The sequence below is a fragment of the Streptomyces sp. NPDC092952 genome (assembly GCF_044754785.1).
Lineage (GTDB): Bacteria > Actinomycetota > Actinomycetes > Streptomycetales > Streptomycetaceae > Streptomyces.
On the sequence record NZ_JBIVPT010000024.1, the window covers coordinates 32041 to 55728 of the forward strand.

A 23688-nucleotide genomic window follows, 5' to 3' on the forward strand; every position below is an offset into this window, starting at 1 on the left:
GCGCAGGCCGAGCGGTGCGGCCCACCGGGAGCCGTACGCGTCCAGGTTACTCCGCTGCCCGGCACCCACCCCCCTCGGACGAGTACCGGACAGCGGAAGGTCCGGGCCGGCGGAAACCCGGCCCGGACCTGCGGGGCGGGGTCGCCCGCCGTGCCGCGTGCCTACCCGCGTTCCCACAACGCGGGGACGTTCGGCGGTTCCCACCCGGCCATGGCCGTATGGGCCTGGGTGCAGCGGTACGCGACCCCGTTGTAGGTGACCCGGTCCCCCGCCTTGTAGGCCGTGCCGGACTTCCAGGTGGAGCCCGGCGGGTCGGTCGGCGGGTCGGTGGGGTCGGTCGGCGGGTCGGTCGGGTTCTGGGCGATGTTCAGGACGAAGTCGAACGTCCCCTGCTGGCCCGAGCCCGCGTCCCGGACGTTCATCAGCAGCGCCGGGTCGTAGAGCATGTCGGTGTTGTTGCGCGGCTCGCCGGGGAAGTACAGCTGGGTCGTCAGGATCGACGAGCCGGGCGCCTGCACCTTCACATGGATGTGGCGGGTGCGCCCCGGGTAGAGCCCCGGCACGATCGTGGTCAGGCTGTACGCGCCCGACTGGTCGGTGAACTGGTGCCCGCGGAAGGCGAATCCGCTCATGTCGTAGGCGCCGTTGGTGTCGGCCTGCCAGAAGTCCAGGAGCACTCCGGAGATCGGCCGGCACGCCCGGCCGAAGACGTAGCCGCTCACGGTCAGCCGGACACCGGGGGTGCTGTCGGTGATCAGGCTGGTGCGGAGCGGGGAGTTGGGCTTGAAGTAGGGGCCCTCGATCTGGTCGTGGGTCGGTCCGTCGCCGTCGTCGCAGTTCGGCGTCGGGGCCAGCGGCTTGCCGCCGGAGCCCGCGTCCCGGGCCAGCGCGACGCCACCGCCCGCGAGCAGCGGGACGGTACCGGCGACGAGCGCGGCCTTGAGCAGGGTCTTGCGGCTGATCTTGCCGTCGCCGGGGGTCTGGCCCTCGGTCGGTTCTGGGGTCATGGCTGATTCCTCGGGGTGGGGGAAGGGCACGTTCATGACACGGAGCGGTGCGGGGTGCGCGCCGCCCGGCCGGGAGGCCGGAGCGGTAGCCGGGCGGGCGCGGTATCCGGGGCGGCCTCCTGGGCCGCCGGTGCTCGCTGCGGAGCGGTTCCCTCAGGCGCGGGCCCAGAGGGCCGGCACGTTCGGCGGGGTCCAGCCGGGCTGGGCCAGGTGCGCCTGGAGGCAGCGGTAGCTGTCGGAGCCGTACGTCACGACGTCGCCCGCCGCGTACGTCGTGCCTTCCTTCCAGGTGCCGCCCGGGTTGGTCGGCGGGTCGCTCGGGTCGGGGCCGGTGCCGTTGGTCATCAGGGTCAGCCCGTACGCCTGGAGCGCCGGGTTCACCGGCTGGAAGTACGTCGTACCGCCCTGGGAGCAGTTGCCGGAGCCGCCGGAGGTGACGCCCTGCGCCTGGCTGCCGGAGATGAACGAGCCGCCGGAGTCACCGGGTTCGGCGCACACATTGGTGCGGGTGACGCCGGAGACGGTGCCCTCCTGGTACGTGACGCTGGAGTTGCGCTGCTGCACGGTCCCGCAGTGCCAGCCGGTCGTCGAGCCGGAGCGGCAGACCGACGAGCCCTCCACGGCCTCGGTCGAACCGGTGACGGTGATGTCGCCGTTGCCGTAGCCGTTCACCAGGGGGCGCGGCGTCCAGTTGGTGTTGGTGGCGACCCAGGAGTAGTCGCGGCCCGGGAAGGTGGAGCCCTGGAAGGAGCCCTGCGCCTGCTGGTTGGAGCCGTTGGTGGTGACGCCCGGCGTACCGCAGTGGCCGGCGCTGACGAAACCGCCCTGGGTGCCGCGCTTAACGGGGAAGCCGATGGAGCACCGGCCCAGACCGTTCATGTAGTACGCGTCGCCGCCCCGGAGGTCGGCGAACGTGCGCGGTCGCTCCGTGGACCGGTGGACCGTCACCAGCTTCTGCGACACCCCGGCCTCGGCCAGGAACGCTTTGGCGGCCTTGGCACCGGCGGCCTCGACGACGACCCGGTTGCTCGCTACGTCGACGTACCAGACCGGCACGCCGGAGGGGGCACCGCGCAGCGCGGCCCGGTCCAACGCACCCTTGGCGGAGTCGAGTTCGGCCTGGCTGTGCGTGACGACCACGGGCCGGGCCCCGGCGAGGCGGATCTCCTCGGCGTGGGCGGCGTCGGTGGTGGACACGGTCAGGGCCGCGTCGTCACCGGTGACCCGGGCGCCGGCGAAGTCCGCGCCGAGCGTGTGCTTCAGCGCGGAGGCGATCGCCGCCGCCCGGGTCTCGTGACCGATCCGGCTGAGCGCCTGGGCCTCGTTCAGGCCCAGATCGCGCTTCATGGCCTCCAGCAGACCGGGCGAGAGCTGCCCGGTCCCCGCGGCGGTGGGGGTGCGGAGCTGGGGGGCCGGATCGGCGGACGCGCTGCCGGACAGGCCGGCCAGCGCGAGCGCCCCGACGGCCACGGTGGCGGTACACGCGGCCAGGGCACGTCTGCGGAGTGTGGAGCTCTCCACGGAACTCTCCTTGACTTCGGGGGAATTGCCGACAACGTAGCCGCGTACACGTCATCCCCAGGAGATCCCGTTCTCCCCCTCACTTCACGTTATGGGGCCGCCCGGAAGACCCTTCCGGACGGCCCCGGCCGTCCCAATCCGCCGCCGGTGCCCGTAGGTTCGCCTCATGCGAATAGGTGAGCTGCTCGGCGCCGGACGTTCGGCCGATGTGTACGCGCTCGACGGGGAGTGGGTCCTGCGCCGCTACCGGGACGGCATGGACGCCACGCCCGAATGGATCGTCATGGCCTACCTCGCCGCGCACGGCTGCCCGGTCCCCCGGCTGGGCCCGCGCGACGCGAAGACGCCCCCGGGCGACCTGGTGCTGGAGCGGCTGACCGGCCCGACGATGCTGGACGCGCTGCTGGCCGGCGAGGTGTCGGCGGACGAGGCGGGCGCCCTGCTGGCCGGGCTCCTCGCCGAACTCCACACCGTCCCGGCCCGGCTCTCCCCGGACCCCGGGGACCGGATCCTCCACCTGGACCTGCACCCCGGCAACGTGATGCTGACGGACCGGGGGCCGGTGGTGATCGACTGGAGCAACGCGGCGGAGGGCGCCCCGGCCCTGGACCGCGCGATGTCCGCGTTGATCCTGGCCCAGGTCGCGGTGGACACCGCGTCCCCCCTCGCCGATCCGGCGCGCAGCCTGCTGCGCGCCCTGGCCCCCCGTCTCGCCGCCGCCGGCCCCCTCCCCGACCCCGACCTCGCCGAAGCCGCCCGCCACCGCACCGCCAATCCGACGATGAGCCCGCACGAACGCGCCCTCGTCGGACCGGCGGCGGCCCTGGTCCGGGACCTGACGGGCTGACGGGCCCGCCGGGGGCGGATCCGTCGGCCGGGGCCTACTCCTCGCCGCGCAGGTGGGCCGCCAGGGAGGTCAGCGGCTCGGCGTCCTCGGCCCGGCCCAGCCCGGTCAGCCGGGTCACGGCCGCGCCGAGGCGGGCGAGGGCCGCGTCCGTACGCTCCAGGTAGATGCCCTCCACCGCGGCCGCGAGCCGGACGCACTCGGCCCACTCCTCCGCCTCGTCCCCCTCCGCCGCCGGTTCGCCGGCCAGCGCGGCGGCCCGCTCCAGCGCCGCCAGGGACTCCTCGTACGCACCGGCGTGGGCGTGGACCCGGCCGTACTCGTAGGCCAGGGCGGTGTCGAGGGCACGGTCCTGGGCCTCGAAGCCGGCGGCGCGGGCCTCGTCGGCGATCCGGCCCGCGTCGGCCAGGAGGCCGAGGGCGCCGGGCAGCCCGTCCTCGCCCTGCTGCTGGACCCGCAGCCGGGCGAGCTCGCGCAGGCAGCCGCTGATCCGCTCGTAGCGCGGGGCCAGGGCATGGGCGGCGAGCGCCTGGTCGACGGCCTCGCGGGCCCGGTCGGCCTCCCCGGACTCGGCGAGGGCCACGGCCGTCTCCGCCGCGATCATCACATGGCTGCCCGGATCGTCGTCCCAGCCGGCCGACTCGGCCGCGAGGGCGATGAACTCCTCCGTGGCCGCCTTGAGGTCCTCGCCCGCGTACAGCGCGCGGGCCCGGGTCAGCCGGAGCTGGGCGACGAGCCGGTCGTCCACCTCCCCGGCCGCGATGTCCGGCTCGGCCAGCAGTGAGTCGAGCAGGGCGATGCAGTCCTCGAAACGGCCCAGGTCGAGGCAGAGCCCGGCCGCGCCGCTGTACGTGCAGTACGCGTCGAACCGGCGGCCCTCGCGCATCTCCAGCTCCGCCGAGCGGGTCAGATGGCGCAGCGCCTCGTCGGGGCGGCCCAGGCGGATGACCACCTCGGCCAGATCCGCGTGGATGCGGGCGGTCGCGGACATGTCGCCCGGCCAGTCGGCGGTCAGCCGCAGCGCTTCGGCCAGGCTCTCCCGCGCCTCCTCCACGTCCCCGAGGCCGAGCCGCATCCTGCCTCGCAGGGCGAGCGTGCGGGGCAGGTGCCAGGCCGGGCCGTGCTCCCGCAGCCGGCCGACGTGGCCGTCGAGCACCGCGACCGCGGCGGGCAGGTCACCGGCGAGGGCGTGGGTGGTGGCCCGCAGCATCAGGGCGCCGGATATCTGGGTGGGGATGTCGTGCCGGGTGGCGAACGCGTGCAGCAGCTCGGCCTCGGCGAGGACCGGCTCCACGTGGTCCCCGCTCCCCGACGCCTGCAGGCGCATGCCGAGCGCGGTGGCCCGCAGCCGCAGCAGGCGCGCCTCCTGGTACGGGGCGAGCCCGGACGCCTCCTCGTGGAGCCGCACCATCGACGCGTGGGCGGCGGTCAGCGCGGCGGCCTTCGCCCCGGCCCCGCCGTCCTCTTCATCCCCCTCGGCCCCACCGGCCTCACCGGCCCCGCCCGCGGCGCTCTCCGCGGCGGTGAGCAGCGCACTGGCGCGGGCCTCCGTGGCGGCGCCCGGCTCCCCGGCGTCCTCGTACAGCCCGGCCGCCTCCTCGTACAGGGCGGTGGCCTCGGCGAACGCGTCCTGCTCGTTCGCCCGGTCCGCCTCGTCGCCCAGCAGGTCCGCGCGCAGCCGGGCGAGCGGGCCCACGGCCGGGTCGTCGGGGTGGGTGTAGTCACCGGCGGCGGCGAGGGCCCGGAGCCGCGCCCAGTACGCCCGCGCCTCCGGATGCCCCTGCTGGTCCAGCTCCCGTGCCCGCAGCACGAGTTCGGCCGGGGTGTCGGGGAGCGCGGCGGGGGCCGGGGCGGCCGGCGCGGCGGCCGGGGCCACCTCGTCGAGGCCTCGGGTGCGCAGGGTGAGCTCCAGCGCGTCGACGAGCGGGGCCCGGTCGAGGCGGGCCCGGCGCCGGTCGGTGTGGGCCGGGGTCCCGTTACGGGCGTCGAAGCGGGCGGCGAGCTCGTCGGCCCGCTCCCCCACCTCGGCGCGGAGCGCGGCCACCGTCCAGGACCGGCCCGCGTATCCGGCGGCGGGCAGCCCGCCGTGGCCGAGCGCCTCGACGCGCCGGAGCAGCACCTCCACCCCGGTCAGGAACTGGAGCAGGTCCAGCGGCGAGTCCACCTCGGCGAACAGGTTCCGGTTCTCGGCGAGCAGCTCCAGGCCGCGGCTCTCGTTGCCGGTCAGCGCGCAGAACTCCAGGTGCCGCCCGATCTCCCCGGCCATCGAGGGGTTGCGGCGGCAGATGCGGTAGCCGGAGAGGTGCAGCTCGCGGGCGCGGTCGGTGTGCCCGGAGCGCACCAGCGGCAGCAGCGCGTACGAGACGGAGCGGGCCGGCTCCTCCTGGCAGGACGCCTTCCCCTTCAGGACGGGCTCCCAGGCCTCCAGGGCCCGCCCGTCGTCGCCCGCCGCGAGGTGGTACCGGGCCTGCTCGCAGATCTCGCAGGCCTCGCAGTCGCTGAGCCGGCTGCGGGTGCGGCTCGCCCACAGCTCGTAGGCGAGGTCGGCGCCCTCACCGGTGTGCGCGGCCAGCTGGTACGCCTGGCCGTAGTAGGGCTGGAGGTCCAGCCCGGCCTTCTCGTACCGGTCGCGCATCTCCGTCAGCCACTGCCGCACACCGGTCAGCGGCACCTCGGGCAGCACCAGCAGGGCGTTGGCCACCCACTTGAACCGCCAGAACAGCGTGTGGCGGCGGCGCTCGTCGAAGACGTCGGGCTGCTCGTCGAACAGGTTGAGCAGCCGGGCGAAGACGACGGGCGACTTCCGGGGCTCGGAGCCGTAGGTGTACGCCTCCTGGAGCTCGAAGAGCGCGTCGACGAGCGGGGCCGGCTCCTCGAACCGCTCGGCCGCGTCCACGAGTTCCTCGGCGGTGAGCGTACGGGTGCGGCCGTAGGGGCGCTCGTCGTTCGCCCCCAGCGCCTCGTAGAGCTCGTCGGTGTTCCGGGGGGTGTTCGGCGTCATCGGCTGTCCTTGCGGAGGGCGTGGGCGAGAAGGTCGAGGAAGGAGCGGTTGATGAGGCTGGACTCGGCGGGCCGGAGCGGGCGCCGGGACAGCATCGCGGCCTGCCCGTAGAGGGCTTCGGCGCTGGTGCGGGCCAGTTCGGGCTCCTCGATGGCGACGGCGGCGCGGACCAGCGGGTTGAGCTGGTTGAGGATCAGCTGGGCCCGGGGTGCCTCCCGGCGCAGGGCGCCGAGGATGTCGCCCCACACCCCGCCCTCCTGCTCGCGGGCGAGCCGGGAGCGGGTCCGCTCGTGCCGGGCCTCGCGGCTGTCGACGAGGAGGGCGGGGGCGGAGGCCGGGTGGAAGGTGCGCAGGGCGACGTCGCAGTCGAAGACGGCGAGCGCGTCCCGGGCCAGGGCGAGGTAGGCCGTGGCGGCCAGCTCCGTCTCCCGGTCGACCGGGTCGAGATGGGCGGTGAGGGTCTCCGGGTCGAGGTCGGCCACCACCGCCCCGGGCCTGATCTCGGGCAGCCGGTGGATCAGCTCGCGGTCGTACGTGTAACCGCCGTTGACCACGCCGAGCCCGGCGGCCGAGGCGATCGCCGCGACCTGCCGGAACTCCTCCACGCTCGACGTCACCAGCACCGTGCGGTGGGTGCGCGCGAACTCGTCGAGCGTGGTGTGCCCGTCGGTGGTCTCGAACGGCAGCCAGGGCAGCAGCATCCGCAGGATCTCGTCGTCGTGCACCGCGAGCGACTTCACGGCCAGGTGGTGGGCGTGGAGGAAGCGTTCGAGCAGCTCCGGCTCGCTGGCGGCGACCCGGGCGATCCACGCCCGCAGCCGCTCGGCGAGGGCGTCGCGGACGGCGGCGAGCGTGTCGTCCTCGTACAGGGACTCGCGGGAGGCCGTCGGGCGCAGGCTCTCCGCGTCGACGACGCAGCGGACGAAGAACGCCCACTCGGGCAGGATCTCCTCGGCCTGCTCGGACAGCAGCATGCCCTTGACGTGCACCCGGTGGCCGTGGCGGCGCCCGGCCGGGACCGCCTCGGGCAGCACGCAGGCGATGCCCTTCAGCCCCACGGCCGGCAGGTCCAGCTCGATGGTGTCCAGCGGGGTGAACCCGAAGACCTCCTCCCCGTACCCGGCCAGCGCCCGGGACCGCGCCCCGGGCGTGGGATACGCGCGCTCCCAGGGCGCGGGCTCGGGATTGACCGGCACGGCGGGGCCGCCGGAGCCGTCGTCGAAGGTCACCGGGTGGCGCAGCAGGGAGCCGAACTGCCGGGCCAGCGCGTGCACCCGCTCCGGGCCGGTCCACTCGCCGGTGTCGGCCCTCGGGGTCAGCGTGACGGTCGTACCGGGCCGGGTCCGGGCGGAGGCGGGCAGCGTACGGACGGTGTAGCTGCCGTCGCCGCGTCCCCGCCACTCGACGGCGGGCGCGTCGGGGGTGCGGGCGGAGCGGCTCAGGACGTGGATCTCGTCGGCGACGAGGAAGCAGGAGAGCAGCCCGATCCCGAACTGGCCGATGAAGTCGGCACGTTGCTCGGCGATCCGCTCGGCGCGCTTGCTGCTGCGGCCGATCGTGGCGAGGAAGGTGTGCACATCGGCCTCGCTGAGACCGACCCCGTCGTCCTCGACGCGCACCACCGAGCCGTCGGCGTACAGCCGGATCCCGAAGGCCCCGGCGGGCGCGGCCGGGGCGAGGCCCTGCCGGGCGGTCAGCGCGTCCACCGCGTTCTGCAGGAGTTCACGCAGGTAGACGCGGGGGCTGGAGTAGAGGTGGTGGGAGAGGAGGTCGACGAGGCCGCGCAGATCCACCTGGAAGGTGCGATCGGCGCCGGGCGGGGTCGCCGGGGTGTCGTGCAGAGTCATCGGCAGTCCGGTGGAGGAGAAAGAGGGGAGAGGTGGTCAGGTCCGGCGCAGGCCGCGGGCGTACTGTCTTCGGGGATTGCCGAAGTACTCCCACGGCCAGGTGGTGCAGGCGCCGTCGAGCACCTGGTAGACCCGCCGGGCCGTGCGCCACTCGCCCGCCATCGACAGGGCCATGGCGAACGTGTTGAAGTCGTACTGCCACCCGGGGATCCGTACATGGTCGGGGTGCAGGATGCTGCGTTCGGCCGCCATGCTCAACTCCGCACGGATCTCCGGGGTTTCGATGCTGCTCGCATGCCCCGCCTCGACCGCCTCCTCGATGTGCGCCATCGCGATCGCGCAGCCGAGCCTGCTCCCGTGCGGGGCGCGGGCGAACGCCTCGCGCGCGAACGCCAGGGCCTGACCGGGTTCACCGCCCCATCGGGGCTGGAGCTGCGAGATCCACTCGATGTGGACGTCCAGGTCGAGCGGGTCGCGGCGCAGGGCCGCGTCGAGCCGGGTCCGGTTCACGACGGGCCCCAGCGACATGCCGCGCCCCGAGGTGAGCAGTTGGCGCCACGGCGTGATCCACTCCGGCCTCAGCTCGGCGGCCTCCAGCAACTGGGCCTCGCCGAGGCCCAGCCGCTCGTGGAAGACCCGCCACTGGTCCCGCGATACGTCCGACGCACGGGCCGAGGTACGGGCCTCCCAGCCCCACGTGATCTGACGCGCCCCGGATATCAGCAGAGCCGTCGCCCGGTGCTCCCCGTCCTCCTCGGCGGCCCGGCCGATCCACTCCTCCACCCCGGCCAGCTCGGCCAACTGGCCCAGCACCGCGTGGTCCCGGCCCAGGTCGAAGGGGGCCAGCGCCGCCTTCACCGCCGCCCAGTCCCCCGCCCCGGCCGCCTCCACCAGCGCGAGGACCCGCCGGTCCCCGAGCGCCCGCAACTCGTACACCGACGCCCTCTTGTGGAACGGCACGGGCAACGCGTACGGATCGGCCTCCGCCCCCGCCCCACCTCTGCCGAACAACCTGCCGAGCATGCAGAACCCTCCCCTGGAACCGCCGTCTTCGGGTGCAGCATAGGCCGCACCACCGACATCGCCTCCACAGAGTTTTCACCCGTGCTCCACAGCCCGGTGGGGCGGCGCCCCGTCCGTCGGCGATGCCCGCCCCTGGACGCCTTTGCCCGGACCGTGGCCGGCACCGGTGACGGCGGGGCCGCCACGACCACGGCCGAGGGGCGTCGCCGCCCGGCCCGGCGCGATGCCGAACGGTTCGGGGGCGGGGGTGTCCGCATGACGCGCTCACCTGCGCGTGGCGCCCCGGGACGGCCGGCGGCTCCGCGGCGAACCAGGGCGGCCGCGGCGATGTGAACGCTTCGTAAAGACACACAATCGCTCTGTGTTGACTTCGTGCTTCAATCGTTGATCGATCGAACTTTGAGCACCGTGCCCCACGGCGCTCCTCGGACGCGAGGGGCTCCGGAGAGCACGGTACGGCGGGGGACATGGGGGATGCATGAAGGAGCGGATACGGTTCGGTCTGCTCGGGCCACTGGAGATCGAGGTGGACGGGCGCCAGGTACGGGTGAGCAGTGGCCGGCAGCGGGCGGTGCTGGCGATGCTGCTGATCTCCCCGGACCGGGTTGTTTCCGTGGAAGCCCTCACCGAGACGGTCTGGCAGGGGACGCCGCCCGCCACCGCCCGTAACCAGATCGCCATCTGCGTCACCTCGCTGCGCAAGACGTTCCGGGAGGCGGGGGCGGACGACGGGCTCATCGAGACGAGCCATCCCGGGTACATCCTGTCCTCGCGGAACTGCCGGATCGATCTGAAGGAGCTCGGCGAACTGATCGGGCGGGCCCGCCTCGCGGCCGCGCACGACGACCGGGCCCGCGAGGCCACCGAACTGTTCGAGCAGGCCCTCGTGCTGTGGCGGGGGCGGGTCCTGGACGGCCTCGGCGGCGGCCGGATCGACGACACGGTCACCGAGCTCAACGAGCTCTGGCTCGACGTGAACGAGGAGTACGCCGCCCTCCAGCTCCGGCTCGGCTGGCACCGCCCCGTCATCGCACGGCTGACTCCCCTGGTCAGGGAGCACCCGCTGCGCGAGCAGGCCCGCGCACACCTCATGCACGCGCACCACCTCGCGGGGCGGCGCGCCGAAGCACTGCAGCTCTACCGGCTCGGCCGCGAGGCGCTCGTGGAGGAGCTGGGGGTGGAACCGGGGCCCGCGCTGCGGGAGATGCACCGCCAGGTGCTGCAGGAGGAGGACGGGCCCGCCGCCGCTCCGCTCGGGGAGGCCCGGGCGGCGCCGGCGGTGGCCGCTCCGGCGGCGAGGGCGTCGGTGCCGGCCCAGCTTCCGCTGGCACCGGCCGCGTTCACCGGCCGCGAGCCCGAACTGACGACGCTGGACGGGCTGCTGCCGGGGCAGGACGACGGCGTGCTCGCCGTCGCCGTCGTGTCCGGGGTCAGCGGGGTCGGCAAGAGCGCCCTGGCCGTGCACTGGGCGAACCGGGCGGCCCGGCACTTCCCCGACGGGCAGCTCTTCATCGATGTCCACGGCTACCGCGAGGACGACCAGCCCCTGTCGCCCATGACGGTGCTCGACCAGGCGCTCCGCGCCCTCGGGGTGCCCAGCGCGCAGATACCCGCGGGGCTGCCGGAGCGTTCGGCGCTGTACCGGTCCGTGCTGAGCGGCAGACGGCTGCTGATCATCCTGGACGATGTGCGGTCCTCCACCCAGATCAGACCGCTGCTGCCCGGGCGCGGCCAGTGCGTCGTACTGGTGACCAGCCGCGACCGGCTGGACGAACTGGCCGGGGACTACGCGGCCGTGCACATCCCGCTGAAGGTGATGACACCCGACGAGGCCGACCGGATGCTGGCGGTGGTGATCGGGGCCGAGCGGGTGGCCACGGACCCGGTGGCGGCGGCCCGGCTGGTCGAGCTGTGCGGGCGGCTCCCGCTGGCACTGCGGATCGCGGCGGCCCGGCTCGCCACCCGGCCGCACTGGTCGCTGGACCAGCTCACGTCCCGCCTGGAGGACCGGTTCAGCAGGCTCGACGTGCTGAGCCCGAACGACGGCGGGGTACGGGCCGGATTCCAGCTCAGCTACCGCGAACTGTCCCCGGAGGCGGCGCAGCTGTACCGGCGGCTCGGTCTCCTGCCGGTGACCACGTTCACCGGCTGGATGGGAGCGGCCGTGCTCGACGTGGGTGTGAACCGGGCCGAGGACCTGATCGAGCAACTGGTCGACGCGCAGCTGCTCGAAGTCTCGACGCCCGGGACCGGCACCCTGCAGAGCCGCTTCCGCATCCAGGAACTGCTCCGGCTGTTCGCATGGGAGAGGGCCCACGTCGAGGACGACGAGCAGGAGCGGGAGGCCGCCGTGGCGCGCGCGTTCGGCACGCTGCTCAGCCTGGCCGACGAGGCCCACCGGAGGCTGTACGGCAGGGGCACGCTCCTGCCGCACCGGGCGCGGCACGCGGTCGCCCTGCCCGAGACCACGGTGGCCCGGCTGCTCGCCGACCCGATCGAGTGGTTCGAGTCGGAGCGCACCGCGGTTCTCGGCCTGACCGGGCACGCGGCGCAGAACCCGGCGCTCGGGCACTCCTGGGAGCTGATCGCGCGGACGGTCCCGCTGTTCGAGACCCGCAACTACCTGGACGACTGGGAGCAGGCGGCCCTGGTGTCCCTGGAGGCGGCGCGGACCGCCGGGGACGGCCTGGGCGCGGCGGTGATGCTGCGTTCGCTCGGCACGCTCGCCATCACCCGCCGCCGGTACGGCGACGCGGAGGAGCTGCTGTCGCAGGCGATGGAGCTGCTCGACGGGCGGGCGGCGGGCGGCAGCGGGGAGCGGGCGCTCGTGCTGCGCAACCTCGCCCTGTGCGCCCGTTTCAAGGGGGATCTGGACGGGGCGGCCCACCTCTGCCGGTCCGCGCTCGACCACTTCGGGCACAGCGACGACCTCGCGGAACGGTCGCACGCGCTCGGGCTGCTGGCCCAGATCGAGCTGGAGCGCGGCGACACGGAGGCGGGCATCGCGCTCACCCGGGAGGCGATCAGGTCGGGCGAGGCGGCCGGGTCCGGGCGGGGCAAGGCGCAGAACACCTACCGGCTCGCGGAGGCGTATCTGCGGGCGGGAGAGGTGCGGGCGGCCGAGGAGTCGTGCCGGGAGGTCGTCGCCCTCACCCGGGTGCAGGGCGACCGGCTCGGTGAGGCGTACGCGCTGCGCGCCCTCGGCGAGGCCCAGTGGCGTCAGGGCCGGCCGCACGAGGCGGAGGCGATGCTGAAGGAGGCGCTGGCCGTGGCGGAGGAGGTCGGGGACCGGTTCCTCCAGGCCCGTACCGAGGTGGACCTCGCGTGCGCGGAGGCCACCCGGCGGGGCGGGGCGGCCGTGGGCCGGCTCCGCCGGGCGCGGGAGGTCTTCCGCGGGATGGACGCCAGGAGCTGGGAGCGCCGGGTCGGCCGCGCGCTGGAGAAGGTGCTGGCCGGCGAGCGGGAAGGCGTCGTCGTGGAGGCCGCGGTGCTGGCCCGGGAGCTCGCCGCGCGGTAGCGGGGGCGGGGCGCCGGGGAAATCGGGGTGAAAGGCGGGCTTCCTATGTTCGGGGGATGAGACGCCTAGGGGTAGACGTGGTGCCGTTCCGCGGGGTGCGGGTCGGCGCGGGAGGAATCCTCGCCTTCGACGAGCGGCCCGCACTGTACGGGTACGAGTGGGGCGGCGGCCGGCGCGGGATCATCGGTGCGGTGCGGCTGTCCGGTGCGGTGGTGCCGCACGAGGACGTGGCGGCGGAGGCCGTGGAGGAGCGGGTGGCGTTCCTGCGGGCGGGGCGCGCGCAGCTGGAACCGGTCCTGCTCGGGTACCGGGGCGGCGACGGCGGCGCCGCCGGAGTGCTGGAGCGGACCGCGCGCGAGGAGCCCGCGCTGCTGGACGCGTGGGACCCGGACGGCGTACGGCACCGGCTGTGGGCGATCACCGGCCGCGCCGACCAGCGGGCCGTGCGTGCGGACCTCGGTGTCCGGCAGGCGCTGATCGCGGACGGGCACCACCGCTGGGCGACCTACCGGGAGCTGCGGGAGGTGGACGCGGCGGCCGGGGAGTTCGGGCTGGCGCTCCTCGTGGACACCGGCCGCCACCCGTTCGCCATGGGCCCCATCCACCGGGTGCTGCCCGGGCTGCCGCTCCGCGACGCGCTGGAGGCGGTCGCGGGCCTCTTCCGCGTACGGCGGCTGTCCGGTGGCTGTGCGGAGGCGCTCGAAGCGCTGGACGGGCGGGCGGCGGGCCTGGAGGTGCGGGGCAACGCCTTCGTGGTCACGGACGGGCGGGCCTTCCACCTGCTGGACGCGCCCGCGCCGGAGCTGACCGGGCACACCGTGCGCCACGACCGGCCCGCGCGCTGGCGGGAGCTGGACGCCACGGTGCTGCGCGACACGCTGCTCGGCCATCTGTGGAAGGTGCCCGCGGACGACGCGCGGCAGGTCGGGCACGCGCACGACGCGGACGAGGCGGTGCGGCGGGCGGAGGGCGGGGCGGCGGTCCTGATGCGTCCGGTGAGCGAGGACGTGGTGCGCGAGCTGGCGCAGGCCGGTGTCACGCTGCCCTGGAAGTCGACGTCCTTCGAGCCCAAGCCGCTGCGCGGACTGGTCTTCCGGCTGCTGTGAGCGGGGCGGGCAGAGGCGGGCGGCCCGGAGGACGGGGCCGCCCCTGCCCCTCCCGTCAGGCCGGTACCGGAACGGACCGCGCGGCCGCCGCGACGACCTGGGCCAGGGCGTCGTTCGCGGCCAGGTGGCGAGCGCTCAGGCCGCCCGCCAGGAACTGTTCGCGCATCGCGGCCCGCTGGATCTTCCCGCTGGTCGTCCGCAGTACGGCGCCGCGCCGGACGAGGGCGACCGCGCCGGGCCGGACGCTGAACGCGCGGGTGATGTCGGCCCTGATCCGCTCCGCGAGCGGCCCGAGCTCGCCGGGCCGTACCCCGCCGCGCACCTCGTGCACCACGACGAGCTGTTCGTCCACCTCGCCGTCGGCCGTCGTCACCGGTACGAGGAACGCCGCGCCGAACAGGCCCACCAGGTCCTCGTGGCCCGCGCGCATGAAGTGCTCGATGTCCTGCGGGTAGATGTTGCGGCCGCGCAGGATGATCAGCTCCTTGATGCGGCCGGTGACGTACAGGTCGCCGTCGTGGACCGTGCCCAGGTCGCCGGTCCTGACGTATCCGCCGTCGCCCTGGGCGGTGCGGGCGCCGAAGGTCGCGGCGGTGGCCTCGGGACGGTCCCAGTAGCCGCGGGCGACACTCGGGCCGCGCAGCCACAGCTCACCGACCCGGCCGGCCGGCAGCGCCGCCAGGGTGGCGGGGTCCACGACCGCGACGTCGTAGTCGAGGGCGGCGCCGCAGCTCACCACCGGGCGGCCCGGCCGGTCCGCGCCGACGGGGGTGAACGCGTGCTCCTCCAGGGCCTCTTCGTCGACCCGGGTGACGGTCAGCTCACGCGGTCCGGTGCCGGAGACGAACACGGTCGCCTCGGCCATGCCGTAGCAGGGGAGCATCGCGTCGGCGCGGAAGCCGGCGGGGGCGAACCGCTCGCTGAACGCGGTCAGGGTGGAGGCCTGGATCGGCTCCGAGCCGTTGGCCGCGAACCGCCAGCGGGACAGGTCGAGCGAGGCGAGCTGCTCGTCGGTGATCTGGCGGGCACACAGCTCGTACGCGAAGTTGGGCCCCGCCGACCAGGTGATGCCGTAGTCGTCGATGACCTTCAGCCACCAGTACGGGCGCTTGAGGAAACTCGTCGGGCTCATCAGGACGCAGGAGGCGCCGAGCAGCAGCGGCGGCAGCAGGATGCCGAGCAGGCCCATGTCGTGGTACTGCGGTATCCACGAGCCGAAGCGGGTGGTGCGGTCGAGGCCGAACGCCCTGCTGAGACCGTCCGAGTTGTGCAGCAGGTTCCCCTGGGTGACCATCACGCCCTTGGGGTCGGAGGTGGAACCCGAGGTGAACTGGAGCAGGGCCAGGTCGTCGTGGGTGATCGGTCCGGGCATCACCCAGGCGTCCGCGTGCGCGTCGGTCAGCCCGGGGCCGTCGGTGACCAGGCAGGCGGGGGCGGCGTCCGAGGCGGCCGCCCAGTCGAGGACGGACGGTGCGACCGCCTCGCTGGTGAGCACCACGGAGACGGTGGCGCTGCGCGCGATGGAGTCGACGCGGCGCCGCTGGTGGGCGTAGGCGCCCGGCAGCGACGACGGGACGGCGACCACACCCGCGTACAGGCAGCCCACGAAGGCGGCGGCGAACTGGAGGCTCTCGGGGTAGAGGAGCAGGACGCGGTCGCCCGGCGCGCACAGCTCCTGGAGCCGGCCGGCGATCTTCCGTGCCTCGTGGTCGAGCTGTGCGTACGACCATCGCTCGTGGCTCTCCGGGCCGGGGGAGGCGGGGTCGCGGACGAAGACGACGGCGGTCCCGTCGGGCGTGGCGGATACGTTCTCGCGGATGCGGGCCGTGGCGCTCGACGCGGACAGCAGGGCGCTGGGCTGCCTGGACATGGTTCCCCCAAGGGGTCGGCTGGATCGGGTGGAGCGGGCGGGGCGGGGCGCACGGGGGCGTGGTGGCGGGGTCACCAGTCGTCGTCCGAGCCGAGGGCGAGCAGCGAGTCCAGCTCGCCCGCCCGCACCAGGACGGGGCCGGTGACCGGGTCCCCGGGCCGGTCGACGGCGGCCGTGAGCAGCTGGACGTAGTGGTCGAGCAGCCGGCGTACCGTGCTCTCGTCGAACAGGTCGGTGGCGTAGCGGAAGACGGCCGTCAGGGTCGAACCGCTCTGCCGCATCTCCACCGAGATGTCGAACTGGCCCTCCAGCATGGGGACGTCGACGAAGGCGACGTCGAGGCCCGCGTACCGGGCGGTGGTGCCGGTGGCGGCGGCCTCGGTGACGCGTTGCAGGAGCGGCTCCAGCCGGGTGGGCGCGACCATCGTGAAAGCCATCCGCACCGGCGGGTTCCGGGCGGTGTACGGGTCCTCGCCGGCGAGCAGGGCGTAGGGGAAGGCGATGTTGCGCATCGCCGTCATCACCTGGCGCTGGGCCGCACCCGCCGCCTGGGCGAACGTGGTCTCCGGCGTGAAGTGCGCGGGGACCACCAGGGTGTTGACGAGATAGCCGACGACCTGGCGCATGCCGGGGCCGCTGCGGGTGGTGGTCGGGGTGCCGATGAGGAAGTCGCGCCGGCCGCCGTAGCGGTGCACCAGGCTCTGGAAGACGCCGAGCAGCAAGGCGAAGCCGGTGACCTTGGTGCGCCGGGCCGTCTCCCGCAGGCGCGGCACCAGCTCGTCGGGCAGCCGCAGTTCGCAGGTGGCGCCGTTCAGGACGCCCGCCTCCGTGGCGGCGCGCGGCCGGTCGGTGGGCAGCTCACCGGCCGGTGCCCCGGCGCAGAAGTCCGCCCAGAAGGCGGCGAGTTCGGCGCGCCGGGGGCCGTTCAGGACACGCTGCTCCTCGGCCACGTAGTCGTCGAAGGTGCTCTTCAGCGGGGGTGGCGGCTGGTGCGCGTACAGGTCCAGGAGGTCCTGGAGGAGCAGCCACTGGGAGGTCGCGTCCGAGACGATGTGATGGGTGCACACCGCGAGGACGGCGTCCGTCGGGGAGCGGCGTACGAGCAGGGCGCGGGAGGTGCCCTCGGCCGTCAGGTCGAAGGGCAGTCTGCCGAACTCGGTGACGAGCTTGGTGAGGTGGTCGTCGTCGGTGGACCCGGGTACGTCCATGACCTCCAGGGGGAACAGGGCGGGGGGACCGGGCACGCGCTCGGGGCCGCCGGGGCCCTCCGTGAAGGTGGAGCACAGGACGTCGTGGCGTTCGGCCAGGGCGTGCAGGGCGCGCCGCAGGCGGCTCTCGTCCAGGGCGCCGCGCACGTGCAGGGCGGCCTGGACGTTGTAGGCGGGGCTCTCCGGGGCCATCCGGTACAGGAACCAGAGGGCCTCCTGGCCCACGGACAGGGGTCTGCCGGGGGCCGTGGTCATCGCGGGTCGGCGATCTGCGCGTGGATGTGGGTGGTGAGGGCGTCCACGGTGGGGTGGTCCCAGGCGAGGGTGGCCTCGACGACGATGCCGAACTGCTCCTCGACGTCGCCGCAGAGGGTGAGGGCGTAGACCGAGTCGAGGCCGATCTCCACGAGGAGGGCGTCGGGGGCGATGTCCTGCGGCGCCGCGTCGAGGAAGTAGGCCACCCGCTCGGTGAGCCACGCACGGACCTCCTCCTGCGTCCGGACGGTGGTCGTGGCGGTCGTCGTGGCCTGGTCGGTGCTCATGGGTGCTCCTTGGTGGGTTGCGAGGTGGTGCGGGGCTGCGGATCGCGGGCCGTCGGCGGGCCCGGGTCAGGTGCGGGTGAGCGACAACGGGGTGTCGCTGCCGGTGAGGGCGTCGAAGAGGACGGCCTCGGTCTCCGGCGGGAGGGCGACGGTGTGCCCCAGGCGGGCCGCCAGACGGGTCAGGGCGGCGGTCAGCCAGTGCGGCGAGGTGAGGAACGGGTCCGCCGCGTGCTGGTTGTGGAACCAGATCCCGAGGCAGGCCGACGCGGCCGCCAGATGGGCGTAGCGGTCGGCGAGGGCGTACCCCGCCCGGCCGGCCATCACGGAGGTGTCCGTGGGCCGCAGGGCGAGACAGCGCTCCCGCAGGTCCGCCAGGTCGGCGCGGAACAGGGCGACCAGGCGGGCGGCGGCGTCCGGCAGGAGCTCCGCCACGCCCGGGTGGCTCAGCGCCGAGGTCAGCTGGTCGGCACCGCGCGCGGTGAGTTCGAGGGCCTGGTAGTCGATGTCGCCCAGCGGCGCGTCCAGCCGGAACAGGCCGGCCGGCGGGTGCTCGGCGAGCCCCCAGCTCGTGGCGGCCATCCGGGGCAGCTGGGGCAGCATCGTCGCCAGGCAGACGGAGGCGTTGGCGTGCGCGAAGGTGATCGCGGGCAGATCGCGGGCGAACTTCTGGTAGATCGCGTAACTGCCGTCGCGGAGGAAGGAGTTGGCGCTGAGGATCGCGCCCAGGTCACGGCTCGCCCGGTGCAGGAGCTTGGGGCCCAGGTACTTGTTGGCCGCGGTGAGGACGCTCGTCTGGCCGGGCAGGACGTGCAGCGCGCGGCAGGAGACCGTGGTGAGGGCGTCGGTGGCCAGCAGATCGGCGTACGCGGCGACCAGGGTGGCCCGCGCGTGCGGCAGGTCGGCGACCCGGCGCCCGTACAGCCGGCGTTCCAGGGCGAAGCGGGTCACCGTGCGCAGGATCGTGTCGAAGGCTCCGGCCATCATGCCGGGGGCCACGGCGCGGGTGGTCTGGAAGGCGCGCAGGACGGTCTCCATGGCGCCGCCCACCGGTCCGATGTGGGCGTCGGCGGGGACCGGGAACGCGGTGAACTCGGCACCGCCGATGAGGCAGCCGCGCAGGCCCGCCGTGGGGAAGCGCTCGTCGCGCCGCACCCGGTCGGCGTGGCCCTCGGCGAAGTCCACGAAGATGTGCGAGTGGCTGCGGTTGCCGGGGCCCTCGCCGGTGCGGGCGAGCAGCACGACGGCGTCGGCCCGCCCGATGTTGTTGACGACCTGCTTGTGCCCGTCCAGCAGCAGCCGGCCGCCCCCGGGGGTGGCGGTGAGGTCGGTCCGGGTGAAGTCGTTGCCGTGCGGCAGTTCGTTGTACCCGGCCGCCGTCTTGCCGCCGGCGAGCAGGATGTCGGCCATCCGGCGCTGCTGGGCCGGGCTGCCGGAGGTCCACATGGCCGAGCCGGAGATGTAGTTGGTGAAGCCGTAGCCGAGGGCCAGCGTGGGGTCGCGGCGGGAGACCGCGCGCATCACGTGCATGAGGCGCTCGATGTCGGTGAGCCGGCCGCCGAGCCGGGCCGGTACGAACTCGGCGTTCAGCCCCCAGTCGTCCAGGGCCCGTTCGCCCTCGGGCAGCAGTTCGGCGCGCTCGTCGGCGGCCAGGACCGCCTGCAGGCCGAGCGGGTTGGCCGGGTCGTGCGGATCACCGAGGACTGCTTCCAGGTCGGCCGTCGAGGGGCGGCCGGTGGCGGGGGCGGGGGCGGTCGGGGTCACGACGTCTCCTGGAGCTGCGATACGGCGGCGGACCGGACGGCCCACTCGGAGGTGTCCGGGGAGGGGGCGAGGGGGAAGGGCAGCAGCGAGAACATGTGCCCGTCGGCGTGCTGGTCGAGGAGGTGGGGCAGCAGGTCGTCCAGGACGGCCTCCTCGTCCCCGGCCCCCTGGGCGGGCAGCCGGCCCGGTGCCAGCCGGGCCGCGAGCCGGGCGAGACACGCCTCCAGCCAGAGGCCGCCGCGCCAGACGCCCCCGGTGTGGGCGGCCCGGTTGTGCAGATAGATCTGTACGCAGGCCGCGGCGGCGGCGCACAGCGTGTACCGGTGGGCCAGGTCGAAGGCGTCGGCGGGCACGTCCCGGGGGGTGGGCCGGTGGGCCGCCATCCGCTCGTGGGTCTCGTCGGCGACCTCGCGCAGGTGCTGCGCGCGGTCGGCCAGGGACGCGGGCACCTCGCCGGCGTCGGCCAGCGCACGCAGCGCGTCGGCCCCGGCGGGCAGCGACGCGGTGACGCTGTTGCCGCCCCGGGAGGTCAGTTCGAGCCGGACGGGGTCGAACTCCGGGACCGGCCGGCCGAGGTCGGCGGCGGCGGCGAGCGCCTCGGCGTCGGTGCGCCCGGTCCGGTAGCCGCGGGCGAGTGAACCGAACTGGTTGATCAGGGCGTTGAGGTTGACCAGCGAGTTGCCGTCGAAGATGCCGACGATGCGGTGGTCACGCTCCAGCTTGGCGAACGCCCCGTGCGCGAAGTCCTCGCTGAGGAAGGACCGCGCACCGAGGAACTGCCCCATGTCGGTGACCAGTTGGTCGACGGTCGCGGGCACCAGGTACTTCAGCGTGGGCGAGGTGACGCTCATCTCCTCGGTGAGCGTGTGCACCCCGCGCGCCGCGAGGAGGGTGACGGCCTCCGCCGTGAGCAGGTCCGCGTACGCCTCGGTCAGGGAGCGGCGGGCCTGCGGGAGGTCGATGAGGCACTTGCCGTACAGCCGGTGCTCCAGGCCGAAGCCGGTGGCGATGCGCAGCGCCTGGTCGCCCGCCCCGAGGGAGAGCGAGGCGCACAGGGTGCGGGTGATCTGGAGGGCCCGCAGCACCGTCTCGATGCCGCCGCCCTCCGCGCCGAGCAGGGCGGAGGCGGGCACCCGCGCGCCGGTGAAGGAGATGCCGCTGATGTCGGCGCCGCGGATGCCGTGGGTGCGGGCGGCGGGCAGCGGGGCGTGGGTGCCGTCGGCGAGCGTGGACCGGTCGACGAGCAGCAGGCTGTAGCCCCGGGTGCCGCCCGCGGGTGCGGTGCGGGCGAGTACGCAGATCAGGTCGGCGCGGGTGGCGTTGTTGATCAGCCACTTCTCGCCGTCGAGCCGGTAGCCGCCGTCCGGGGTGCGGGTCGCGGTCAGGGTGCCGGACAGCAGGTCGCTGCCGTGCTCGCGCTCGGTCAGGGCCCAGGAGACGACCGCGCCGGCCGCGACCCGCTCGCCCAGGGCACGGGCCTGCTCGGGCGAGCCCCCGACCCAGGTGCTGACCGCGCCGAGATAGGTCTTGGTGTGGGCGATGGCGACGGTCAGGTCCCGCCGCGCCACCACCCGGACCAGGTGCAGCAGGTCCTCGTAGCTGTGCAGGGCGCCGCCGTGGCGGGCCGGCACGTAGTACGCGGGCAGGCCGGCCGCGTCGAGGAGGCGCACCTGGTCGGCCGGGAACTCCTCGGCCGCGTCCAGCTCGCGCAGCCGCCCCGGGAAGAAGGGCAGATCGGTGCGGGCGGGGTCGCCCAGCTCCCGGTCGAGGGCACCGGCCAGCGCGTACGGCGGGTAGTCCGGTGCGGGCCGCGACCCCTCCCGCGTCATCACGTCCTGGCCCTCCCCCGCCCCGACGCGCCTCTCCGCTTCCACCACCGCACCGGGAACGACGGTCCTCCCGGAATCCACGAACTGACCTGAATCCACTGCCCCCACCTGAATCTGCGAACGGTTCACGGCTGTTTCTGATGCCCCTCAGTCTTGGCCAACAAGGGGCCGCTGTGGCGGTCCCGGGCTGTCAGGACCTTGCGGTGACACTTCCCTGCCATGGCCAAAACCGTTCCCTGGCGAAGTCGCGCTCTAGTGTCCTCAGTGCACGCCCAACAGGTGAGGGGGAATCCATGCCGAGCACATCGCATTCGGGGATTCTGGGGACGATCGGCAAGACACCTCTGGTGAAGCTGGACCGCATGTTTCCTGGCGAGAGCGCTCAGGTCTACGCCAAGATCGAGCGGTTCAATCCAGGGGGCAGCATCAAGGACCGGAGCGGCCTGAACATGCTCCTCGAAGCCCTGCGCAACGGCGATATAGAGCCCGGACGTTCGGTGATCGTGGAGTCCAGTTCGGGAAATCTCGCAGTAGGGCTCGCACAGATATGCAGGTACTTCAACCTGCGCTTCGTGTGCGTGGTCGACGCCAAGACCACGGAACAGAACCTGGCTATTCTCCGGGCCTACGGGGCCGAAGTGGAGGTCGTCGACGAGCGGGACGAGGAGACAGGCGAGTTCCTGCCCAACAGATTGCGCCGGGTGCGCGAACTCATGGCCCGGATTCCGCACGCGTATTCGCCCAACCAGTACGCGAACCTGTTCAACCCGAAGGCGCACGAGAACACGATGCACGAGATCGTCGAGGCCCTCGGCGGCCGCGTCGACTATCTCTTCGCCTCGGTGAGCACCTTCGGCACGCTGCGCGGCTGCGCGGACTACCTGCGCAAGGCGGGGCTCGGTACGAAGGTGGTCGCGGTCGACGCCGAAGGCAGCGCGATCTTCGACCAGTCGCCCACCCGCCGCCTGATCCCCGGCCACGGGGCGTCGGTGCGGCCGGCCCTGATGGATCCGTCGGCGGCACACGAGGTGGTCCACGTCTGCGATCTCGACTGCGTGGTGTTCTGCCGCCGGCTGGTCGGGCGCGAGGCGATCCTGGCCGGCGGTTCGTCCGGCGCGGTGCTCGCCGCCGTGGACAAGTTCCTGCCGCGGATAGAGCCGGGATCGGTGTGCGCCGTCATCTTCCCCGACGGCGGGGACCGCTATCTCAAGACCATTTACTCCGACGAATGGGTGCGTGACCACTTCGGCGAAGTCTCACACCTGTGGAAAGGCTGACCCCTCATGCTCGTAATCCGGCAAGCGGATGTGGAGAAGCTCCTCGCCAACAAGGAGCGGGAACACATCGATGCCGTCAGGGCGACCTATCTGCTCCATGAGCAGGGCGCCACCGTCATTCCGCGCTCCGTCTTCCTGCGGTTTCCCGACCAGCCGTCCGACCGCATCATCGGGCTTCCGGCCTTCCGGGGCGGAGAGCACCCCGCGGCGGGGATGAAGTGGATATCCTCGTTCCCCGGAAACGTACAGTCCGGAATTCCCCGGGCGAGCGCCGCCATGCTGCTCAACTCCCTGCGCACCGGCCATCCCGAGGCGCTGCTCGAAGGATCTCTGATATCCGCCGCGCGCACGGCTGCCTCCGCTGCGCTCGCCGCCGAGATGCTCACCCGGGAGAGCCGCCCCACCGGAATCACGCTGGTCGGTTGCGGTGTCATCAACCTGGAGATCCTGCGTTATGTGAACGCGGCGATCGACACCCTCGGAGAAGTGACGATCCACGACAGTTCCACGGCTCGTGCCGAGGAATTCGCGCGCCGCTGCGCGGAATTGATTCCGCAGGCCCGCATCGCCGTGGTGGATTCCCTCGACGAGGCGCTCGCCGCCCAGCGGCTGGTGTCGTTCGCGACCTCCGCCGGCGTCCCGCACACCGATCTGACCGCGGTGGCACCCGGCTCGGTCGTCCTGCACGTCTCGCTGCGCGACATCGACCCCGAGACCCTGCTGCACACGCACAACATCGTCGACGACGCCGATCACGTCTGCCGTGAGCTCACCTCGCTGCACCTGGCCGAACGCATGACCGGCCACCGCCGCTTCATCGACGCCTCGATCGGCCAGCTCATCGCCGGGAACCGCGCCTTCACGCCGGCCCCGGACAAGGTGACCGTCTTCTCCCCGTTCGGCCTCGGGGTCCTCGACCTCGCCCTGGCCGTCGAGGTGTACACCGCGGCCCGTGAGCTCGGCCTCGGCGTCGACATCACCGACTTCCTCGCCTGAGCGCGCCGCGGCCACCGCGAGCGCGACCACGGCGCCCCGGCGCCGGACAGCACCCACCACCCATTCCCGAAGGAGAACCACCATGTCCAGCGAGCAGACCTCCTACCGCGTCGTCCTCAACGAGGAGGAGCAGTACTCGATCTGGTGGGCGGACCGCGCCCTGCCGGCCGGCTGGCAGGCCGAGGGCACCGAGGGAACCCGCGAGGAGTGCCTCGCGCGGATCGCCCAGGTGTGGACCGACATGCGTCCGCTGAGCCTGCGCGAACGCCTCGCCGCCTGATCACCGCCCCGCGAGGGCCCCGCTCAGGGCCCGTTCCCTCCATCCCATGCCTAGTTCAC

The 23688-nt window shown here is 73.8% G+C and carries 16 protein-coding genes; 6 read left to right on the forward strand and 10 right to left on the reverse strand.

Annotated elements, in window-relative coordinates; all coding sequences use genetic code 11:
* Positions 1–161: 161 nt before the first annotated feature.
* Together ACIQGQ_RS33255 and ACIQGQ_RS33260 are read right to left on the reverse strand one after the other, a co-directional pair.
* The gene (locus ACIQGQ_RS33255; protein WP_402403139.1) at positions 162–1007 is read right to left on the reverse strand and encodes a carbohydrate-binding protein; all 846 of its coding nucleotides are present in this window, start codon (positions 1005–1007) and stop codon (positions 162–164) included.
* Positions 1008–1160: 153 nt separating this feature from the next.
* Positions 1161–2528 carry an alpha-lytic protease prodomain-containing protein gene (locus tag ACIQGQ_RS33260; protein ID WP_402403142.1) on the reverse strand — a complete coding sequence of 456 codons (1368 nt, stop codon included), beginning with the start codon at positions 2526–2528 and terminating at the stop codon, positions 1161–1163.
* Positions 2529–2694: 166 nt separating this feature from the next.
* Between ACIQGQ_RS33260 and ACIQGQ_RS33265 the strand changes: the two genes are divergently transcribed.
* Entirely contained in the window at positions 2695–3375 is a 681-nt protein-coding gene (locus ACIQGQ_RS33265) for a phosphotransferase (protein WP_402403145.1), read from the forward strand.
* 34 nt (positions 3376–3409) lie between these two features.
* Here the strand turns inward: ACIQGQ_RS33265 and ACIQGQ_RS33270 are convergent, their stop codons facing one another.
* From ACIQGQ_RS33270 to ACIQGQ_RS33280, 3 genes are read right to left on the reverse strand one after another with little or no spacing between them, the layout of a single operon-like run.
* Complete coding sequence (locus tag ACIQGQ_RS33270) at positions 3410–6373, reverse strand: tetratricopeptide repeat protein (RefSeq protein WP_402403147.1); 2964 nt, start codon at positions 6371–6373, stop codon at positions 3410–3412.
* Positions 6370–8220, reverse strand: a complete 1851-nt coding sequence (locus ACIQGQ_RS33275) for an HSP90 family protein (RefSeq protein WP_402403149.1) — start codon at positions 8218–8220, stop codon at positions 6370–6372. Before ACIQGQ_RS33275 ends, ACIQGQ_RS33270 begins: the two co-directional genes overlap by 4 nt.
* Before the next feature lie 36 nt (positions 8221–8256).
* Positions 8257–9243, reverse strand: a complete 987-nt coding sequence (locus tag ACIQGQ_RS33280; protein ID WP_402403152.1) for a hypothetical protein — start codon at positions 9241–9243, stop codon at positions 8257–8259.
* A gap of 478 nt (positions 9244–9721) precedes the next feature.
* Between ACIQGQ_RS33280 and ACIQGQ_RS33285 the strand changes: the two genes are divergently transcribed.
* Positions 9722–12760 (forward strand): AfsR/SARP family transcriptional regulator, encoded by a 3039-nt coding sequence (locus ACIQGQ_RS33285; protein WP_402403155.1) that lies wholly within the window; start codon positions 9722–9724, stop codon positions 12758–12760.
* A 56-nt stretch (positions 12761–12816) separates the two neighbouring features.
* The gene (locus tag ACIQGQ_RS33290; protein ID WP_402403158.1) at positions 12817–13866 is read left to right on the forward strand and encodes a DUF1015 family protein; all 1050 of its coding nucleotides are present in this window, start codon (positions 12817–12819) and stop codon (positions 13864–13866) included.
* Between the two features lie 55 nt (positions 13867–13921).
* Here ACIQGQ_RS33290 and ACIQGQ_RS33295 read toward each other — a convergent pair whose 3' ends face one another.
* The 5 genes from ACIQGQ_RS33295 to ACIQGQ_RS33315 all read right to left on the reverse strand — a co-directional run bounded on the left by ACIQGQ_RS33295 (position 13922) and on the right by ACIQGQ_RS33315 (position 21157).
* Complete coding sequence (locus ACIQGQ_RS33295; protein ID WP_402403161.1) at positions 13922–15736, reverse strand: fatty acyl-AMP ligase; 1815 nt, start codon at positions 15734–15736, stop codon at positions 13922–13924.
* A gap of 71 nt (positions 15737–15807) precedes the next feature.
* On the reverse strand, positions 15808–17199 hold the full coding sequence (locus ACIQGQ_RS33300; RefSeq protein ID WP_402403164.1) for a condensation domain-containing protein: 1392 nt from the start codon (positions 17197–17199) through the stop codon (positions 15808–15810).
* Positions 17196–17486: an acyl carrier protein gene (locus ACIQGQ_RS33305; protein ID WP_402403166.1), complete on the reverse strand. Its 291-nt coding sequence runs from the start codon at positions 17484–17486 to the stop codon at positions 17196–17198. The genes ACIQGQ_RS33300 and ACIQGQ_RS33305 overlap by 4 nt, the downstream gene beginning before the upstream one ends.
* A 66-nt stretch (positions 17487–17552) precedes the next feature.
* Positions 17553–19247: an acyl-CoA dehydrogenase gene (locus tag ACIQGQ_RS33310; RefSeq protein ID WP_402403169.1), complete on the reverse strand. Its 1695-nt coding sequence runs from the start codon at positions 19245–19247 to the stop codon at positions 17553–17555.
* Complete coding sequence (locus ACIQGQ_RS33315) at positions 19244–21157, reverse strand: acyl-CoA dehydrogenase family protein (RefSeq protein WP_402403172.1); 1914 nt, start codon at positions 21155–21157, stop codon at positions 19244–19246. Before ACIQGQ_RS33315 ends, ACIQGQ_RS33310 begins: the two co-directional genes overlap by 4 nt.
* 212 nt (positions 21158–21369) lie before the next feature.
* Here ACIQGQ_RS33315 and sbnA point away from each other — a divergent pair, with 212 nt between their 5' ends.
* From sbnA to ACIQGQ_RS33330, 3 genes are all read left to right on the forward strand, one after another.
* Complete coding sequence (sbnA, locus tag ACIQGQ_RS33320) at positions 21370–22353, forward strand: 2,3-diaminopropionate biosynthesis protein SbnA (protein WP_402403175.1); 984 nt, start codon at positions 21370–21372, stop codon at positions 22351–22353.
* 6 nt (positions 22354–22359) lie between these two features.
* Positions 22360–23349, forward strand: a complete 990-nt coding sequence (sbnB, locus tag ACIQGQ_RS33325; RefSeq protein WP_402403177.1) for a 2,3-diaminopropionate biosynthesis protein SbnB — start codon at positions 22360–22362, stop codon at positions 23347–23349.
* A gap of 82 nt (positions 23350–23431) precedes the next feature.
* Positions 23432–23629 (forward strand): MbtH family protein, encoded by a 198-nt coding sequence (locus ACIQGQ_RS33330; RefSeq protein ID WP_402403180.1) that lies wholly within the window; start codon positions 23432–23434, stop codon positions 23627–23629.
* The last annotated feature ends 59 nt before the right edge of the window (positions 23630–23688 follow it).

Bases quoted from the DNA above. Each gene is read 5' to 3' on its own strand.
- ACIQGQ_RS33265 (WP_402403145.1), top strand. From the start codon at position 2,695: ATGCGAATAGGTGAGCTGCTCGGCGCCGGACGTTCGGCCGATGTGTAC.
- ACIQGQ_RS33305 (WP_402403166.1), bottom strand. From the start codon at position 17,486: ATGAGCACCGACCAGGCCACGACGACCGCCACGACCACCGTCCGGACG.
- ACIQGQ_RS33330 (WP_402403180.1), top strand. From the start codon at position 23,432: ATGTCCAGCGAGCAGACCTCCTACCGCGTCGTCCTCAACGAGGAGGAG.
- ACIQGQ_RS33290 (WP_402403158.1), top strand. From the start codon at position 12,817: ATGAGACGCCTAGGGGTAGACGTGGTGCCGTTCCGCGGGGTGCGGGTC.
- ACIQGQ_RS33255 (WP_402403139.1), bottom strand. From the start codon at position 1,007: ATGACCCCAGAACCGACCGAGGGCCAGACCCCCGGCGACGGCAAGATC.
- ACIQGQ_RS33275 (WP_402403149.1), bottom strand. From the start codon at position 8,220: ATGACTCTGCACGACACCCCGGCGACCCCGCCCGGCGCCGATCGCACC.
- sbnB (WP_402403177.1), top strand. From the start codon at position 22,360: ATGCTCGTAATCCGGCAAGCGGATGTGGAGAAGCTCCTCGCCAACAAG.
- ACIQGQ_RS33295 (WP_402403161.1), bottom strand. From the start codon at position 15,736: ATGTCCAGGCAGCCCAGCGCCCTGCTGTCCGCGTCGAGCGCCACGGCC.
- sbnA (WP_402403175.1), top strand. From the start codon at position 21,370: ATGCCGAGCACATCGCATTCGGGGATTCTGGGGACGATCGGCAAGACA.
- ACIQGQ_RS33280 (WP_402403152.1), bottom strand. From the start codon at position 9,243: ATGCTCGGCAGGTTGTTCGGCAGAGGTGGGGCGGGGGCGGAGGCCGAT.
- ACIQGQ_RS33300 (WP_402403164.1), bottom strand. From the start codon at position 17,199: ATGACCACGGCCCCCGGCAGACCCCTGTCCGTGGGCCAGGAGGCCCTC.
- ACIQGQ_RS33285 (WP_402403155.1), top strand. From the start codon at position 9,722: ATGAAGGAGCGGATACGGTTCGGTCTGCTCGGGCCACTGGAGATCGAG.
- ACIQGQ_RS33270 (WP_402403147.1), bottom strand. From the start codon at position 6,373: ATGACGCCGAACACCCCCCGGAACACCGACGAGCTCTACGAGGCGCTG.